Source organism: Sphingorhabdus sp. Alg231-15 (genome assembly GCF_900149705.1).
GTDB lineage: Bacteria > Pseudomonadota > Alphaproteobacteria > Sphingomonadales > Sphingomonadaceae > Parasphingorhabdus.
In genome coordinates this window covers 1900258-1914397 of sequence record NZ_LT703001.1, presented here as the reverse complement: position 1 = coordinate 1914397, position 14140 = coordinate 1900258, and the positions used below count along the sequence as shown (strand labels likewise).

Genomic DNA, 14140 nt, shown 5'->3' with positions numbered 1-14140 from the left:
GGATGACTAGCAAGCAGAATCAGGATCCAACAACCATCCGTCAGCTTTATGGGCGGAGGCAAGGCCATGCGCTCCGCGAAGGGCAGGTCGAACTGGTGGAAAAACTGCTACCGCAAATCAGTGTCCCGACGGAGGGGCCGGTTTCCTCACCGGTCCTATTTGGTGATGATCGGCCACTACATTTCGAGATTGGTTTTGGTGCTGGCGAGCATATGGCAGCGCGGGCCGATATGCTGCCCGCTCATGGTTTCATCGGTTGCGAGCCCTATCTGAATGGTGTTGTTGGTGCGTTGCAGCATGTTCGTGAGGGAGTTTTGCCCAATATCCGACTGCATATGGGCAATGCGCTGGATGTATTGGAACGGATTCCAGATGGCAGCTTGAGTTTTGTCTATTTGCTGCATCCCGATCCCTGGCCCAAGGCGCGGCACGCAAAACGGCGGTTTATGAACCATGGCCCGGTTGATCTGATCGCAGCCAAGCTGAAGTCCGGTGGCGAATTTCGTTTCGGCACTGATCATCCTGTCTATCTGGAATGGGCGATGATGATCATGAACCAGCGCAACGAGTTTAACTGGCTCTGCGATGGTCCAGAAAGCTGGACGAATCGTCCGGGCGGATGGCCTGAAACGCGCTATGAAGCCAAAGCCCGGCGGCAGGGGCACGAAGTCTGGTATTTTCGCTATCAGCGCAAATGAGACTTTAGCGCTGTTCGGCGTTAACGTCGTTTTACTGCAATCTATATTTGAATCGCCTTGTAAACAGCCAGTTAACCGTGAATTTATTCGCCGCCGTAGGTATTTTGTTAACCCTCCCAATCTATAAATTGCTTAACCAAAAAGACTGGTCGCACAGCTATTGGATTTTCTAGGAGGCCACACATAGGAATGGGCGGCATTTCATCACAAACTGAAGTGGCAGATGCTGCACCCGCAATCGTGGGCAGCGCAACCCCGGCTGACCTGAACATTCAATCCCGCAACCGGCACTTTGCCAACGCGGCGATGGAGCGTCGGCACTGGGTTGGTGGTGATCCGTACGCGACCGCCTTTTTTAATGCCTTGTCGATCACCTTTCCAAAGGGTGAGACCTTTTTCATGAAGGTGCTCAAGCAATATCGCGACGAAGTACCTGAAAAACTTGCCAGAGAAATTCGCGGCTTTGTCCAACAAGAGGCCGTGCACAGCCGCGAGCATTTGTTTTTTAACAAGCATATTGAAGAATCAGATTTTGATATTTCAAGGCTGGAACAGACGTTGAGCGATGTCATCGACAATATCGCCAGCAAGCCGCTAATCATGCAGCTGGTTGCGACAACCTGTCTGGAACATCTGACCGCTATCATGGCGGCTGAATTTATTGCCAATCCCAAGCATTTTCAGGATGCCGACGAAGAGCAGCGCAAAATGTGGCTTTGGCATGCCTCTGAAGAGGTAGAGCACAAGGGTGTCGCCTACGATACCTGGCTGTACGCGACCAGAGACTGGAGCCGGGCAAAGCGCTGGGCAACCAAGTCACTGTTCATGGCCCGCATTTCACTCGGCTTCGCCAAGAACCGCACAAAAGGGATTTTTGATCTTTTGCGGCAAGACGGTATTTCCGGTCCGCGTGCATGGTTTGGCTTTCTTCATTATGCACTGATCGGTCCTGCTCCATTCCGGCGGACCCTATTGCCATGGTTCCACTTTTTCCTGCCCGGCTTTCACCCCTGGAACAAAGATGACCGCGGGCTGATACAGCTGGCCGAAAGCGAATATGAGGCTGCGATCATGGATCCGCCCGAGCAGGACGACAATATTGCCACTTTAGGCAAACATGAACCGAAGAAACCCCTAAACAAGGTGGCGTAACTGGCTCACGCCGCTAGCGGTCGGACGACGTCGCCTTCCATGTCGCATTCCAGAGACAGTTGAAATTCAACCGCAGCAACCGAGCTATTGCGCCCCTTGCTAAACCTAGGTGCCGTACGACCCGTGCGCCGGAAACCCAACTTAGTGAGGACATTTCCCGAAGCCGGATTATCGACGAAATGACTTGCGACAATCTCGCGGTGACCAAGGGCTTTGGCCGTCTGTAGAGCAGCGTGGCCTGCTTCTGTAGCATAGCCGAGACCCCAATGGTCACGACCAATCCAATAACCCAGCTCGACGCTGCCATCGGCCATCACATCGATACCGCAAGTCCCGACCAGGCAGGGGGATCCTGCCGTGCGCCGGTAGATCAACCAGCGCGGGCTTTTGGGGTCATGTGGCAGCGACAGGAAATGATCCGCATCATCGCGGTCATAAGGCCATGGCGCGCTGGCCAGATTGCGGACAATCGCTTCGTCATTAATCGCGTGGAACAGCGCATCGGCATCTTCGGGCCAACCTGGTCTCAACAATAGTCTTGGCGTTCTAGCAAACATCGGGACTCTCCATTTTTTGGCTAACTTGGCCAAAGTCAAATTTAACCGTCCCTGCTTTGATTTGACCGGCCCCTACTATGGGCGGATGACAAGGCAGTGACATTTTCGACAGGGAGAGACAAAAAAAGGGAGAGGGGGTGACCCTCTCCCTTGAATTTGGAAGTTCTTTCGAACCATCCGGGTCATCCCTCAAAGGACAACCCGTTATCGATTGTCCGGTTATTCGGCGGCTTCCGCCATGGCATCGACTGACACATATTTGCGGCCAAGCTTGCCTTTGTGGAATTCCACTTTGCCATCAATGAGCGCAAATAGGGTGTGGTCTTTGCCCATACCGACATTGCGACCCGGATGGGTCTTGGTTCCGCGTTGGCGGATAATAATATTGCCAGCCACAACAGCTTCGCTGCCATATTTTTTGACGCCTAAACGGCGGCCTTCTGAATCACGGCCGTTGCGGGACGAGCCGCCTGCTTTCTTATGTGCCATGGTTTAGTCCTTTTTCTTCGCAGCCGGCTTTTTAGCGGCTGGTTTCTTTGCTGGAGCTTTTTTGGCTGCAGCTGGTTTGGCTTCTGTTTTAGCAGCAGCTTTTTTAGCGGCCGGTTTAGCAGCAGCTTTCTTTGCTGGAGCCGCCTTCTTTGCTGGCGCTGCTTTTTTCTCAGCAGCCGGCTTTTCGTCAGCTGGCTTGGCAGCGGCTTTTTTAGGAGCAGCTTTCTTCGCAGCTTTCGCAGCACCAATGGCGCTAATCTTCAGCACAGTATGCTGCTGACGATGGCCATTTTTTCGGCGATAGTTATGCCGACGGCGCTTCTTGAAGATAATGACCTTCTCGCCTTTTTCCTGCGCAACAATTTCGGCAGCCACGGTCAGACCTTTGACGTCTTTCATCTCACCGCCGTCACCGGCCAGCAATACGTCATCAAGAGTGACCGAATCACCAGCTTCTCCAGCTAGTTTTTCGACTGCGATTATATCTCCTGCGGCAACACGATATTGTTTACCGCCGGTGCGCACTATAGCGAACATGGCATTTTTCCGTTTCAATCTTGTGGTTCCAGCGCGCAAGCAAGGAAACGCGAGTCTCTCGGCTCACGCTGGAAAGATTGCGCAGCTACTAGATGGACATGGCTGTGTCAACCGGTATTGGCCGATTTTCAGGCAAGATTTTGCTGTCTTCTTATGCCACTATGACGGCACCGCTATCGCAACATAAAGGCCATTGCCGCATCAAAGGCCTCAGCGTAAAGATGATTTCATGAGATTACCTGTATTTTTGATGCCACTTCTTGGCTTGTCATTGTCCGCTTGTGTCATGCAACAAGGAGACTTTCCGTCGCTTGCGAAACGGCCATACGAGGATAAACCTGCGATTCCTGATATGGATACAGCGACAGCAGATCCAATGGAGGCCTTGCCGTCCGCACTGAGAAATGCGGTTGATGCAGCCGTCCAAGAAAGCAACACGGCGCATCAAGCCTTTTTGCAGAACCTTCCTAAGGTGCAGAAAAGCGTATCTGCAGCGCGCGGTGCTGCACCCTCCAGCGAATCATGGGTGGTGGCGCAAATGGAGCTGTCGTCACTGGAAATGAATCGCAGTCCGTCGGTATCTGCGCTGGCAGATCTCGATTCGCTTTTCATGAAGCGGTTGGATCAGGAATTTACCGGTGAACAAAAAGGGGCAGCTGGTCTTATTGCCAGATCACGGGAAAAAATCGAGGCTCAGGTTGTTTCCCAGCAACGAGAGATAGAGCAGTTGAAATCAGCTATGCGCTGATCCGGGTTATTTTTGAGCAGCTTCTACCGCTGCTTTATGGACTTTGGCGTTCTCGACATAATGGGCAACACCCATCCGCATGCCGGCAATGGCCGGTTCGGTCAGTTCGCGCATATATTTGGCTGGTGATCCTGCCCAAAGCTGTCCGGTCGGTATTCGCTTGTTGGGCGTCAATGTCGCGCCAGCGGCCAACATCGCGTCGCCTTCAATCACACAGCCATCCATGACCGTGGTGCTGAGACCAACAAAAGCCCGGTCTTCCAGTGTCGCACCGTGTAACATGACCATATGACCGACCAACGCATCCTCGCCAATGATTGTCGGATGGCCGTTGGGCGTGACCGGTGTAGCGCTGTCACAGTGGATGGTCGTGCCGTCCTGAATATTGCTGCGCGCGCCAATTTTAATGAAATTCACATCGGCACGGATCACACAATTATACCAGATGCTAGCTTCTGGCCCGATCTCTACATCGCCAATGATTTTGCAGCCCGGCGCAATGAAAGCCGATTCGTGGATCTTTGGTGTTTTACCGTTAAACGGCAGGATAAGAGGATCAGTCATTTAGAGGTTTCCTTACAGTAGGTGACGTGCCGCACCAGATCGCTTTTGGGGTCAACTTTCGGATGGTCGAAATCAAGCTCTGGGAAATGTTTCATGTTCAAGCGTTCCATGACCGCTCGGCTGCGATGATTATGTTCGCTGGTGATGGCCCAAACTTGCTCATCCGGGAATGTTGCAGCGGCCCATTCACAGCATTTCTGGGCTGCCTCGGTTACGTAACCATTACCCCATTGCGCAAAGGCCATTCTCCAACCGATTTCCAGTTTGTCATATACTGGCGTTTCTTCACCACCTCTTATGATGCCGCACCATCCGATCAATTTTTTGTCCGCTTTTGTTTCCAACGCCCAGTAACAATGACCATGCTCTTTCTGATAATCTTGCAGCCAAGCGATGAGGTCGGCAACTTGCTGGCGTGTCATGATAGGGCCAAGCGTTTTTCTTACTTTGGGATCGCTGTTGATTGCGTGGAAGATATCGAGATCATTCTCCCGCCATCCACGCATGACCAAACGGTTTGTTTCCAATTGAAATTCAGCCATGGAGAAGCGACTCAGTCATGCTTCAGGTTTCCAGTCCTTGGCTTCAATTCGGTAGACTATCGTGGGGTTCAGATCCTCACCATAGTTGGGATCATGAAAGTCCAGTTCCGGTCGATGGGTCATGCCGAGCCGTTTCATCAGGCCCCATGATGGCTCATTACCGGGAACCGTGAGGGCAACAACAAAGGGAGCTTCATGGCGTGTAAAAGCGGCGTCCATAGTCGCCGCTGCAGCTTCCCTGGCATAGCCCTGGCCCCAGACATCCTCGCGCAGCCGCCAACCGATTTCGAAGGCACCGGTTAATTTGGCTTGCGGTGCATTGACTCGTTTCAATCCACAGAAACCCAATAAGGCATCATCGGATTTGCGTTCAACAATCCAGAAGGTATGGCCAAAATCTCGGTCATAGCCCCTGATTCTTTCAACTGCTTCCAGAAACTTCTCGCGGGTTTGAACACCGCCGAGCCAGCGCGTGACTTTGGGCGTGTTGAGATATGTCATGAACGGATCAATATCTTCGTCCCGCCAACCACGCAGGCGCAACCGTTCGGTTTCCAATATGATGTCACTCATGGAGAAGCCGTGCCGCATCGGCGGCGAAATAGGTGAGGATGCCAGAACAGCCGGCGCGTTTGAACGCGATCAACTTTTCCATCATCAAGGCATCGCGGTCGCCGACGCCTGCTTCTGCACCGGCGCTGACCAGGGCATATTCACCCGACACCTGATAAGCAAATACCGGCACGTTAAACTCTGTCCTCGCGCGATAAATTATATCGAGATAGGCCAGGCCGGGTTTGACCATTACGCTATCTGCACCTTCGGCAATATCGAGGGCGATTTCCCGCATCGCTTCATCGCTATTGGCGGCATCCATCTGGTAGCTTTTCTTATCCCCTTTCAGGGTGCCGCTCGAACCTACGGCATCGCGGAACGGTCCATAAAAGGCGCTGGCATATTTGGCGGCATAGGCCATGATCTGGACATTATGATGATGTGCTAGTTCCAGCGTGTCGCGAATAGCACCGACCCGTCCATCCATCATGTCGGACGGCGCAATAATATCTGCCCCGGCATTCGCCTGATTAAGGGCTTGCTTGGTCAACATATCGAGAGTTCGGTCATTCTCGACATAGCCATTGGCATCAATCAGCCCGTCTTGGCCATGGGTTGTATAGGGGTCGAGCGCGACGTCGGTGAGCACGCCAATATCGTCTCCCAACGCATCCTTTACCGCTTTTGTGGCACGGCACATGAGATTGTCGATATTGAGCGCTTCCGCACCGTCCTCGCTGCGCTTTTCGGCCGGCGTGTTCGGGAATAGGGCAATGCAAGGAATTCCCAGATCACGTGCCTCTTTCGCTCGCTCGACAACAAGGTCCACCGACCATCGTGAAACACCGGGGAGCGAGGTGATCGGTTCCTCAACATTGCTGCCCTGAGAAATGAACAGGGGCCAGATCAGATCTGCCGGCGTCAGGACATTTTCCCTTACCATGGCTCTGCTCCATGCAGAAACACGAGTGCGGCGCAGGCGGGTGCGTGGAAAAGCGGGGCTTTGGGTCATGGAGCTTAATATAGAGCGACGACACGCAAGGGCAATTGAAATAGCATCTTGAACAGCTTGCGGCGAAGGATTGCTTCTTTTACATCCATCTCAAGAATTGTGAAGCGTGGACGAAGATGGGCAAAGCCCTCAGATTTTCTCCATCCGGTTCGCTCTTCGTCGACATTGCCTTGTCTCACTATGAATAAAAAGGAATGCCTCATGTCTCACCGGTTTCAATGCGTTGTCCCGGCCGTTCTGGCGGTCACTCTTATCTTGTCTGGATGCGGCAATGCAGATGATGAAAACAGCCTGACGGGCGCCTTTAACAAAAGCTTCGATGAAAGCTGGACGACCGAATTTTTAGCAGGCTGCGTTACTGAATCCACCAAGGCCGGCGCGACGGAAGAGGCCGCTACACCAATATGCAATTGCCTGGGTGAAGAGCTGGATAAATCGTTGGATGGTCTTGGCGAGAAAATGAACCCGCCACAAGCGAAGTTGGATGCAGCCACCGAGATTTGCCTCGGAGACATTTAGAACCGGGCCGACTAGCTGATCGAAGCTTTGGCCAGCCGATTGATTTCTCGCTGTTGCTTGGGTGCGTTTGATGCGCTTTTCAAACTTCCCAATGCTGCGCCAGGCGTGACTTTTTTCAGGCGCTGCAATTCACCTTTGAAACGGCGCAGTTCCTTGCCGCTCAATTCCGAGCGTTGAACAAATTTGACCGAGTTGGGATTGATCGTGCGGCCATTGCGATAGAGTTCATAGTGGAGATGCGGTCCGGTCGATAACCCTGTTGAACCAATATAGCCGATAATCTGGCCCTTGCGGACGCTGCGGCCATTGCTCACCGCGATGCGGCTCATATGAGCGTAGCCGGAAGCAAGACCGCCGCCATGTTTGATCTTCACAAATTTGCCGTAGCCGCCTTTGCGGCCAGCAAATGTCACCTTGCCATCGGTCACCGCATAAATCGGGGCGCCATAGCCGCCGCCAAAATCTAGACCGCTGTGCATGCGCTTATAGCGCAGGATCGGATGCCGGCGCATGCCATAGCCCGAAGTCTTGCGGCCGCGCGTTGGACGGACCAGTTCGCCACTGGATTGGCCAACGCCGGAAGCTTCGAACCAGTTTGCCCGACCGCCGCTGGTCCATTTCAGCATCTGTGCTTTCGATTTGCCACCGCGATCGAGGCCAGCATAAAGCAGCTCACCAACTTCGACCTCGCCGGTTTCAGCGCGGCGATAACCCAATATGATATCAAACTCGTCCGTGGATCGAATATCACGCGATACTGACATTTTCTTGCCAATCACCCGGAGATATTTTTGGACAGCTTCGGTCGGAGCGCCAGCCGCACGGGCAGAGCGGTAGAGGCTCGAACCAACCACGCCTTTGATGCGCAGAGGAGTGTCGTCGACCATGATCGGTTTGCGGTTGAGCTTTAGCGCACCATCGCTACGAACCACTTCCAGATTTAGGTCAAAGCGAGCACGAAACGCCAGTTGGTCTAGCGGTCTAGGCTGGTTTTTCGCCGGACGGCGGCCGAGGGTCACATCAATTTTGGTGCCCGGCTTAATTTCGCCCAAAGAAACAGCGCCAGAAACCATCTCGGTCACGTCGCTTGCTTCCTGGTTGGCCACTCCGGCCCGTTGCAATACCCGGCGCAGGCTATCGCCACGGCCCAAGGTTGCTACCAGCTCGATGGATGGACGTTCAGGGCTCTGTGCGAGCGGTCGCACGGCGTCGGTGGCGGCCATCCGGATACCGGTGTCGCCTCCATAAGCAAGCGGGGCAATGGTCTGAGATCGTGCCTGATCGGCGCGGGCGCCGGTTAGCGCCGCACTTTGATGGCCTCTGATAGGGCCAAAATCCGGTAAGCAAGAGATAGCGACACCGCAAAGCAGAACCAAAGTGGCGAGGCCGCGCAGCCAGGTGAAGCTTCCGATATCCTGGCCAAGATCAGGGACCCAGTCGGTCTGGGCCAGCCTTTCTTGCCAATCCTCAATCCTGCTGGACCAAGCCTCGGGCACAGCAAATACCGGCGCGGGCGGTTCTGCTGCAATGGCGGCAGCCCCATTTCCCTGATCGGCAAGCATGTCGATACTCTTGAACAAATGCACCCCTTGGCGACGCTGTCTTATCAACGCAAAGACAGTATTCCATCGCAATGTTGTTTCTGTCTCTGTGAAGGAACAAGGTTAATGTCAATTTAAGATCCGGCCTTGAACGCGAGCTATGCGGTAAAACGTGTAAAATCGCCGATATCCGGCCAGATACCCAAGAATCTTACTGAATCTGAACTGAAATTGCTTGCCAGTTTGGTGAAGATACGGTGAGATAGCGCCAATGCCTGACTTCTCCCAGTCTTCCGTTATTGCCGTTCTTGGCCCTACCAACACCGGTAAAACCCATTTGGCGGTCGAGCGGATGTGTGCCCATTCCAGTGGCATGATCGGCTTTCCGCTGCGGTTACTGGCGCGTGAGGTTTATGATCGTGTCGTCGCCCTAAAGGGCGTTAACCGGGTCGCTTTGGTAACCGGCGAGGAAAAAATCATCCCCAAGGATGCACGCTGGTTCCTCTGTACGGCTGAAGCTATGCCGGTCAATCGCGATTTCAGCTTTGTCGCAATCGATGAGGCGCAGCTCGGCATCAACCCGGAGCGCGGGCATATATTTACCGACCGGATGCTGAATATCCGCGGCCGGGACGAAACAATGATTTTGGGATCTGACAGCTTGCGGCCGCTGATTGAAAAACTCGTTCCCGAAGCAGAGATTGTCAGCCGTCCGCGTTTTTCGACACTCAGCTATGCAGGGCCGCGCAAATTATCCCGGTTGCCTCGTCGATCCGCCATTGTCGCATTTTCTCTGGAGGACGTTTACGCGATTGCTGAGATGCTGCGCCGCCAACATGGCGGAGCGGCAATTGTGATGGGCTCACTCTCCCCGCAAACCCGTAATGCACAGGTCAAAATGTACCAGGACGGCGAGGTTGATTATCTTGTCGCAACCGATGCAATTGGGATGGGTCTTAATCTCGATGTGTCCCATGTCGCATTTGCAGCCTTGAAAAAATTTGATGGACGCCGCCGCCGTCGTTTGACGCTTGCGGAAATAGGCCAGATTGCTGGTCGGGCAGGCCGCCATCAAAAGGATGGCAGTTTCGGCATATTGTCGGGATTGGCCTCTTCGGACGAGCTGGAGCCGGAAGAAATCGAACGATTGGAAGACCATAGTTTTCCAATGTTGGAGTGGCTCTATTGGCGCAATGCTGAACCGGATCTGGAAAGCGTGACCAGCCTGATAGCATCGCTTGAGGACAAGCCGAGGGACCGGCTGTTGCAGGCCGCTCCTGAAGCCGTTGATCTAGCGGTATTGAAGCGGCTGGCGCAGGATCCCAATATCAGGCGTCTCGCCGTCGGACGCGATAATGTACGTTTGCTCTGGGAGGCCGCCTGTATTCCCGATTTTCGGAAAGTGGGCGCCGATCATCAGGCACGGTTTATCGCCTCGCTTTGGCCCTATCTGGCGCAAGGAAATGGTCGTATTCCGCATGCCCGGATGGCACAGGAAATCACCCGGTTGGAAAATGTTCAAGGCGATATCTCGACGCTTGCTGCCCGGATTTCTGCGGCCCGCAGCTGGAGTTATATTGCCCAAAAAACGCATTGGGTTGAACAAGCGGACCTGATGGTCGAACGCACCCGTCAACTCGAGCGGCGACTGAGCGATGCTATGCATGTTCAACTGACCCAAAGATTTGTCGACAAGCGCACTCGCGTTTTGATGCGCGGTTTGCTGAAGGGTGCGTTGCCGCAAGACGTTGCATTGGAAGCCGACGGTGCGGTATTGGTTGACGGGCTGGAAATTGGGACGCTGAAGGGCTTTCAATTTGTCGTGCCTTCGGATAGCCGGAGGGAAGACCGCAAGATGCTGCTTGCTGCAGCGGAAAGATATTTGGGACCGATTATGACTGATAAAGCTGATGCGCTCGCTAAAGCTCCTGACAGTGAATTAACGCTAGCCGCGAATGACGCCGGGCAGCCAGTAATCTATTGGCAAGGCGCGCAGCTTGCTGTGCTTATCAAGGGTAAAAACCTTTTAAACCCGGAGATTAATTTTGATCGAGCACTGAAGGATATCGCGCCAGAGAATGGCAAAAAAGCCGAGGCGCGGATCAAGCAATGGGTTGAAGCGATGAAGGCGAAGCATTTGGAAGGGCTCGTCAAAATTGATGTGCTTGCCAATGATGAGAATACACCTGCTTCGGTGCGTGCGCTTTTTGCCCAGATTGTCGAAGCAGGCGGTATCATCGCACGCCGACAAATCGATCAGGCTGTGCGTGCGCTTGACAATGATATGCGCGGGGTTGCCCGGCGCGGAGGGTTGGTTTTCGGAGCGCTTGACATTTTTCATCATGCGCTGATGAAGCCGGGCGCTGTGCTGTGGCGCACGGCCCTGTTTGCCGCGCTCGATGAACAATCAATGATTGCACTCCCTGGCGATAATGCTGTTCATTTGAAGGAATGGACATTCGCAGCGCCCGATCATGCGAGCCGACTGGGCTTTCGCAAAATTGGCGGTGAATATGTCCGGGTCGACATGGCCGAACGGCTGGTAAAGCAAGCGCATGAGGCGCGGCAAGCTGGTCCCGTTTTTGCTATTGATCCTGCGCTTGCAACTTCGCTGGGCTTGTCAACATCGGTACATGATGCGCTGCTTGATATGGCTGGATTCGAAAAAACCGATGATAAGCCGCAAAATGTGGAGCTGAAAAAAACCGAAGATACCGCGGCGGCCGCGCCGGACTCAACCGAGCCGGAAATGTCTGGCGAACCATCGAGTGATGACGCACCATCGACATCTGATCCATCAGAAACGACAGATCAGCTTGCCGTGCCCGAGACGCCGTCAGTCTATTGGCGGTGGAAGGGTATGGGAAAGGCACGGTCCGGGAAGCCAAATAAAAACCACGGCAAGAAGCCGCGCGGCAAGCGCCCCGGTAAGCCCGCCTCCGGATCGCGCAAGGCCGAGCCGGTTTTGGCCACTGCAGGCGGCGCTTTTGCCGAACTGGCTGCTCTCAAGGAGGCAATGAAAAAATAGGATGCTGCTTTGAAGAATAAAAAGGTCGCTAAACCGGACTCTGACCCTTTGGCGCTCAGGATCGATAAGCTGCTTTGGTTTCTTCGTTTTGCCGGCAACCGGACAATGGCAAAAAAACTTGCCAGCAAAGGACATGTCCGCCTGAATGGTCGGCGTGTAGATCGTGCTCATATGATGGTCCGGCAAGGGGACATCTTAACTATTCCGCAAGGCCGAGAGGTGCATGTCATACGCATATCGATGTTGCCGCTCAGGCGCGGCAGCGCTCCGGATGCACAAAGCTGTTTTGAACGGCTGCGCACTGGTGAATGAAATAGGACCGAAAACCAACTGTTGACGTTGCCAATTTTGCACAATAGCAGGGATGAGATGACCGCACAAAAGGCGGCTCTTTAGATGGAGTAGACGACCCGATGACTTATGTTGTTACCGACGCATGTATCAAATGCAAATATATGGACTGCGTTGAAGTCTGCCCCGTTGACTGTTTTTATGAAGGCGACAATATGCTCGTCATCAATCCCAGCGAATGCATCGATTGCGGTGTATGTGAGCCGGAATGTCCTGCTGAAGCAATTTTGCCCGATACCGAAGATGGTCTGGAAAAATGGCTGGAAGTGAATACGAAATATTCGGAAAGCTGGCCTAATATCACCGTCAGCCGCGAGCCACCTGCCGATGCCGATGAATTCAAGGGCGTGGAAGGCAAGTTTGAGGCCCATTTCTCGGAAAAACCCGGCCAAGGTGATTAAGAGAGTCTTTTAGGACCTCAAGCGCGGGGCGGCGACATCCGTCGCCTTGGCTATCGCGCCATAAGGCGCGGCGGCCGGTCGGCCTTGCCTCACTACGTTCGGACGACGAACTAGAGGATCATGCTCTCAAAGTCGCGCTGAACCGACGCGAAGCGGAGGCAAGCGCGACTGCGCGCCCGAGCTTATGCGAGGGAAGCCAAGCGGGCGGATGCCCGCGCCCGGCGCTTGAGGTCCTAAAAGTTGTGCGGTGCAACGATAAATTGCTTTTTTGTGACGAATCTGTTAACAATGGTGTTGGTAAGCGGCTGGGCACGGGGGGTGTTCGGTCGTTATGTATATGAACAAAAGGGTTTTTTCGTCGGGGTTTTTGAGAAATTTGATCGAAATCATCCTTCTTTTCCATAGAGAAAGAAAGGCTTTTTATGGCTGCGAATACGCTGTCCTTTGATGTGGGCGATTATGTTGTTTATCCAAAACACGGTGTGGGCCGTGTGATTGAGCTGCAAAATGAAGAAATTGCAGGTATGCAACTGGAACTATATGTTCTGCGCTTCGAAAAAGAACGCATGACATTGCGTGTACCAATGAACAAGGCAGAAGGCGTTGGCATGCGCAAGCTGTCTTCTGACAAAACGCTGAAAGAGGCGCTTGAAACACTGAAAGACAAGCCCAAGGTCAAACGCTCCATGTGGTCGCGCCGCGCGCAGGAATATGAAGCGAAGATCAATTCCGGCGATCTTGTCTCAATTGCTGAAGTGACCCGCGATCTGTTTCGTGCTGATGATCAGCCAGAGCAGAGCTATTCCGAACGTCAGATATTCGAAGCGGCGTCCAGCCGTCTGGCTCGCGAATTGGCTGCGATGGAGGAAACCGACGAGCCAACCGCTCTGGCGAAAATCCTGGAAATCCTGAATATTGCAGCACCGCAATATTACGAGGTAAAGGAAGACTGATCCGACAAGATCAGAATTTGATACCTATCACCAAAGGGCCGTCTCAGAAATGGGGCGGCCTTTTTCATGGGTTTGGTTGACGCTCCCCAATATCTGGTTTTGCTGAGAAACCGGCTATTTCGCTGTTTGTCTTCGGCCCTGCGCACCAAATTTTCCTTGCTCCGCAAATTGAAGCTCCCTAGACAGCCGTTTGCTAAAGGTTCCCGGAGACGGGATTAAAAGGGAATTCGGAAGGGAAGTCATTTCTTGATCCGAAGCTGCCCCCGCAACTGTGATTGGTGAGCCGGTCTGTCAAATCCCACTGGACGTTATGTCTGGGAAGGGGACGGACCAAGCGATGATCCAAGAGCCAGGAGACCTGCCGGTAGCTGTCGTTCTATCATGCGGACGGGGTGTGCCATATGATCGAGGATTTCCTCGCGTGGCGACGATTACTATCGGGCCCCGCATGTGGAACTTCCATAGGCGTTAAATATGCGTGGCCTTTTTGAAT

General features: G+C 53.5%; 16 protein-coding genes and 1 riboswitch. Of the genes, 8 read left to right on the top strand and 8 right to left on the bottom strand.

The annotated features are described in order from the left end of the window. Positions 1-2 precede the first annotated feature (2 nt). Complete coding sequence (locus DG177_RS09455; protein ID WP_108811243.1) at positions 3-698, top strand: tRNA (guanine(46)-N(7))-methyltransferase TrmB; 696 nt, start codon at positions 3-5, stop codon at positions 696-698. A gap of 189 nt (positions 699-887) precedes the next feature. Further along, positions 888-1850 (top strand): metal-dependent hydrolase, encoded by a 963-nt coding sequence (locus DG177_RS09450; protein WP_108811242.1) that lies wholly within the window; start codon positions 888-890, stop codon positions 1848-1850. Positions 1851-1855: 5 nt separating this feature from the next. On the opposite strand, the gene DG177_RS09445 is transcribed toward DG177_RS09450, so the two are convergent. From DG177_RS09445 to rplU, 3 genes are all read right to left on the bottom strand, one after another. Then, the gene (locus DG177_RS09445) at positions 1856-2407 is read right to left on the bottom strand and encodes a GNAT family N-acetyltransferase (protein WP_108811241.1); all 552 of its coding nucleotides are present in this window, start codon (positions 2405-2407) and stop codon (positions 1856-1858) included. Between the two features lie 219 nt (positions 2408-2626). Continuing rightward, positions 2627-2896, bottom strand: a complete 270-nt coding sequence (gene rpmA / locus DG177_RS09440; RefSeq protein ID WP_108811240.1) for a 50S ribosomal protein L27 — start codon at positions 2894-2896, stop codon at positions 2627-2629. Between the two features lie 3 nt (positions 2897-2899). After that, positions 2900-3433: a 50S ribosomal protein L21 gene (gene rplU, locus DG177_RS09435; protein WP_108811239.1), complete on the bottom strand. Its 534-nt coding sequence runs from the start codon at positions 3431-3433 to the stop codon at positions 2900-2902. A 193-nt stretch (positions 3434-3626) separates the two neighbouring features. Here rplU and DG177_RS09430 point away from each other — a divergent pair, with 193 nt between their 5' ends. Further along, complete coding sequence (locus DG177_RS09430; protein WP_337658691.1) at positions 3627-4181, top strand: hypothetical protein; 555 nt, start codon at positions 3627-3629, stop codon at positions 4179-4181. A gap of 6 nt (positions 4182-4187) precedes the next feature. On the opposite strand, the gene DG177_RS09425 is transcribed toward DG177_RS09430, so the two are convergent. The 4 genes from DG177_RS09425 to hemB are packed head-to-tail and all read right to left on the bottom strand — an operon-like array spanning position 4188 to position 6854. Beyond that, complete coding sequence (locus DG177_RS09425; RefSeq protein WP_108811237.1) at positions 4188-4745, bottom strand: gamma carbonic anhydrase family protein; 558 nt, start codon at positions 4743-4745, stop codon at positions 4188-4190. Continuing rightward, positions 4742-5287 carry a GNAT family N-acetyltransferase gene (locus DG177_RS09420; protein WP_108811236.1) on the bottom strand — a complete coding sequence of 182 codons (546 nt, stop codon included), beginning with the start codon at positions 5285-5287 and terminating at the stop codon, positions 4742-4744. Before DG177_RS09420 ends, DG177_RS09425 begins: the two co-directional genes overlap by 4 nt. A gap of 15 nt (positions 5288-5302) precedes the next feature. Further along, the gene (locus DG177_RS09415) at positions 5303-5860 is read right to left on the bottom strand and encodes a GNAT family N-acetyltransferase (RefSeq protein WP_108811235.1); all 558 of its coding nucleotides are present in this window, start codon (positions 5858-5860) and stop codon (positions 5303-5305) included. Continuing rightward, complete coding sequence (gene hemB, locus DG177_RS09410; RefSeq protein ID WP_108811234.1) at positions 5853-6854, bottom strand: porphobilinogen synthase; 1002 nt, start codon at positions 6852-6854, stop codon at positions 5853-5855. The genes DG177_RS09415 and hemB overlap by 8 nt, the downstream gene beginning before the upstream one ends. 201 nt (positions 6855-7055) lie before the next feature. Between hemB and DG177_RS09400 the strand changes: the two genes are divergently transcribed. Beyond that, positions 7056-7373 carry a hypothetical protein gene (locus DG177_RS09400; RefSeq protein WP_108811232.1) on the top strand — a complete coding sequence of 106 codons (318 nt, stop codon included), beginning with the start codon at positions 7056-7058 and terminating at the stop codon, positions 7371-7373. Between the two features lie 11 nt (positions 7374-7384). On the opposite strand, the gene DG177_RS09395 is transcribed toward DG177_RS09400, so the two are convergent. Then, positions 7385-8959, bottom strand: a complete 1575-nt coding sequence (locus tag DG177_RS09395) for a M23 family metallopeptidase (protein ID WP_443216435.1) — start codon at positions 8957-8959, stop codon at positions 7385-7387. 226 nt (positions 8960-9185) lie between these two features. Between DG177_RS09395 and DG177_RS09390 the strand changes: the two genes are divergently transcribed. The 4 genes from DG177_RS09390 (at position 9186) to DG177_RS09375 (ending at position 13647) form a co-directional block, all read left to right on the top strand. Beyond that, the gene (locus DG177_RS09390; protein WP_108811230.1) at positions 9186-11942 is read left to right on the top strand and encodes a helicase-related protein; all 2757 of its coding nucleotides are present in this window, start codon (positions 9186-9188) and stop codon (positions 11940-11942) included. 9 nt (positions 11943-11951) lie between these two features. Beyond that, positions 11952-12254: an RNA-binding S4 domain-containing protein gene (locus DG177_RS09385; protein WP_337658689.1), complete on the top strand. Its 303-nt coding sequence runs from the start codon at positions 11952-11954 to the stop codon at positions 12252-12254. Positions 12255-12355: 101 nt separating this feature from the next. Beyond that, on the top strand, positions 12356-12694 hold the full coding sequence (fdxA, locus tag DG177_RS09380) for a ferredoxin FdxA (RefSeq protein WP_108811229.1): 339 nt from the start codon (positions 12356-12358) through the stop codon (positions 12692-12694). 422 nt (positions 12695-13116) lie between these two features. Further along, positions 13117-13647, top strand: coding sequence for a CarD family transcriptional regulator (locus DG177_RS09375; protein WP_108811228.1), 531 nt, complete (start codon positions 13117-13119; stop codon positions 13645-13647). Between the two features lie 180 nt (positions 13648-13827). Continuing rightward, a riboswitch (cobalamin riboswitch) is annotated at positions 13828-14027 on the top strand. Positions 14028-14140: the final 113 nt, after the last annotated feature.

Coding starts and splice junctions, on each gene's coding strand:
- DG177_RS09455 (WP_108811243.1), top strand. CDS start 3: ATGACTAGCAAGCAGAATCAGGATCCAACAACCATCCGTCAGCTTTAT.
- DG177_RS09450 (WP_108811242.1), top strand. CDS start 888: ATGGGCGGCATTTCATCACAAACTGAAGTGGCAGATGCTGCACCCGCA.
- DG177_RS09445 (WP_108811241.1), bottom strand. CDS start 2,407: ATGTTTGCTAGAACGCCAAGACTATTGTTGAGACCAGGTTGGCCCGAA.
- rpmA (WP_108811240.1), bottom strand. CDS start 2,896: ATGGCACATAAGAAAGCAGGCGGCTCGTCCCGCAACGGCCGTGATTCA.
- rplU (WP_108811239.1), bottom strand. CDS start 3,433: ATGTTCGCTATAGTGCGCACCGGCGGTAAACAATATCGTGTTGCCGCA.
- DG177_RS09425 (WP_108811237.1), bottom strand. CDS start 4,745: ATGACTGATCCTCTTATCCTGCCGTTTAACGGTAAAACACCAAAGATC.
- DG177_RS09420 (WP_108811236.1), bottom strand. CDS start 5,287: ATGGCTGAATTTCAATTGGAAACAAACCGTTTGGTCATGCGTGGATGG.
- DG177_RS09415 (WP_108811235.1), bottom strand. CDS start 5,860: ATGAGTGACATCATATTGGAAACCGAACGGTTGCGCCTGCGTGGTTGG.
- hemB (WP_108811234.1), bottom strand. CDS start 6,854: ATGACCCAAAGCCCCGCTTTTCCACGCACCCGCCTGCGCCGCACTCGT.
- DG177_RS09400 (WP_108811232.1), top strand. CDS start 7,056: ATGTCTCACCGGTTTCAATGCGTTGTCCCGGCCGTTCTGGCGGTCACT.
- DG177_RS09390 (WP_108811230.1), top strand. CDS start 9,186: ATGCCTGACTTCTCCCAGTCTTCCGTTATTGCCGTTCTTGGCCCTACC.
- fdxA (WP_108811229.1), top strand. CDS start 12,356: ATGACTTATGTTGTTACCGACGCATGTATCAAATGCAAATATATGGAC.
- DG177_RS09375 (WP_108811228.1), top strand. CDS start 13,117: ATGGCTGCGAATACGCTGTCCTTTGATGTGGGCGATTATGTTGTTTAT.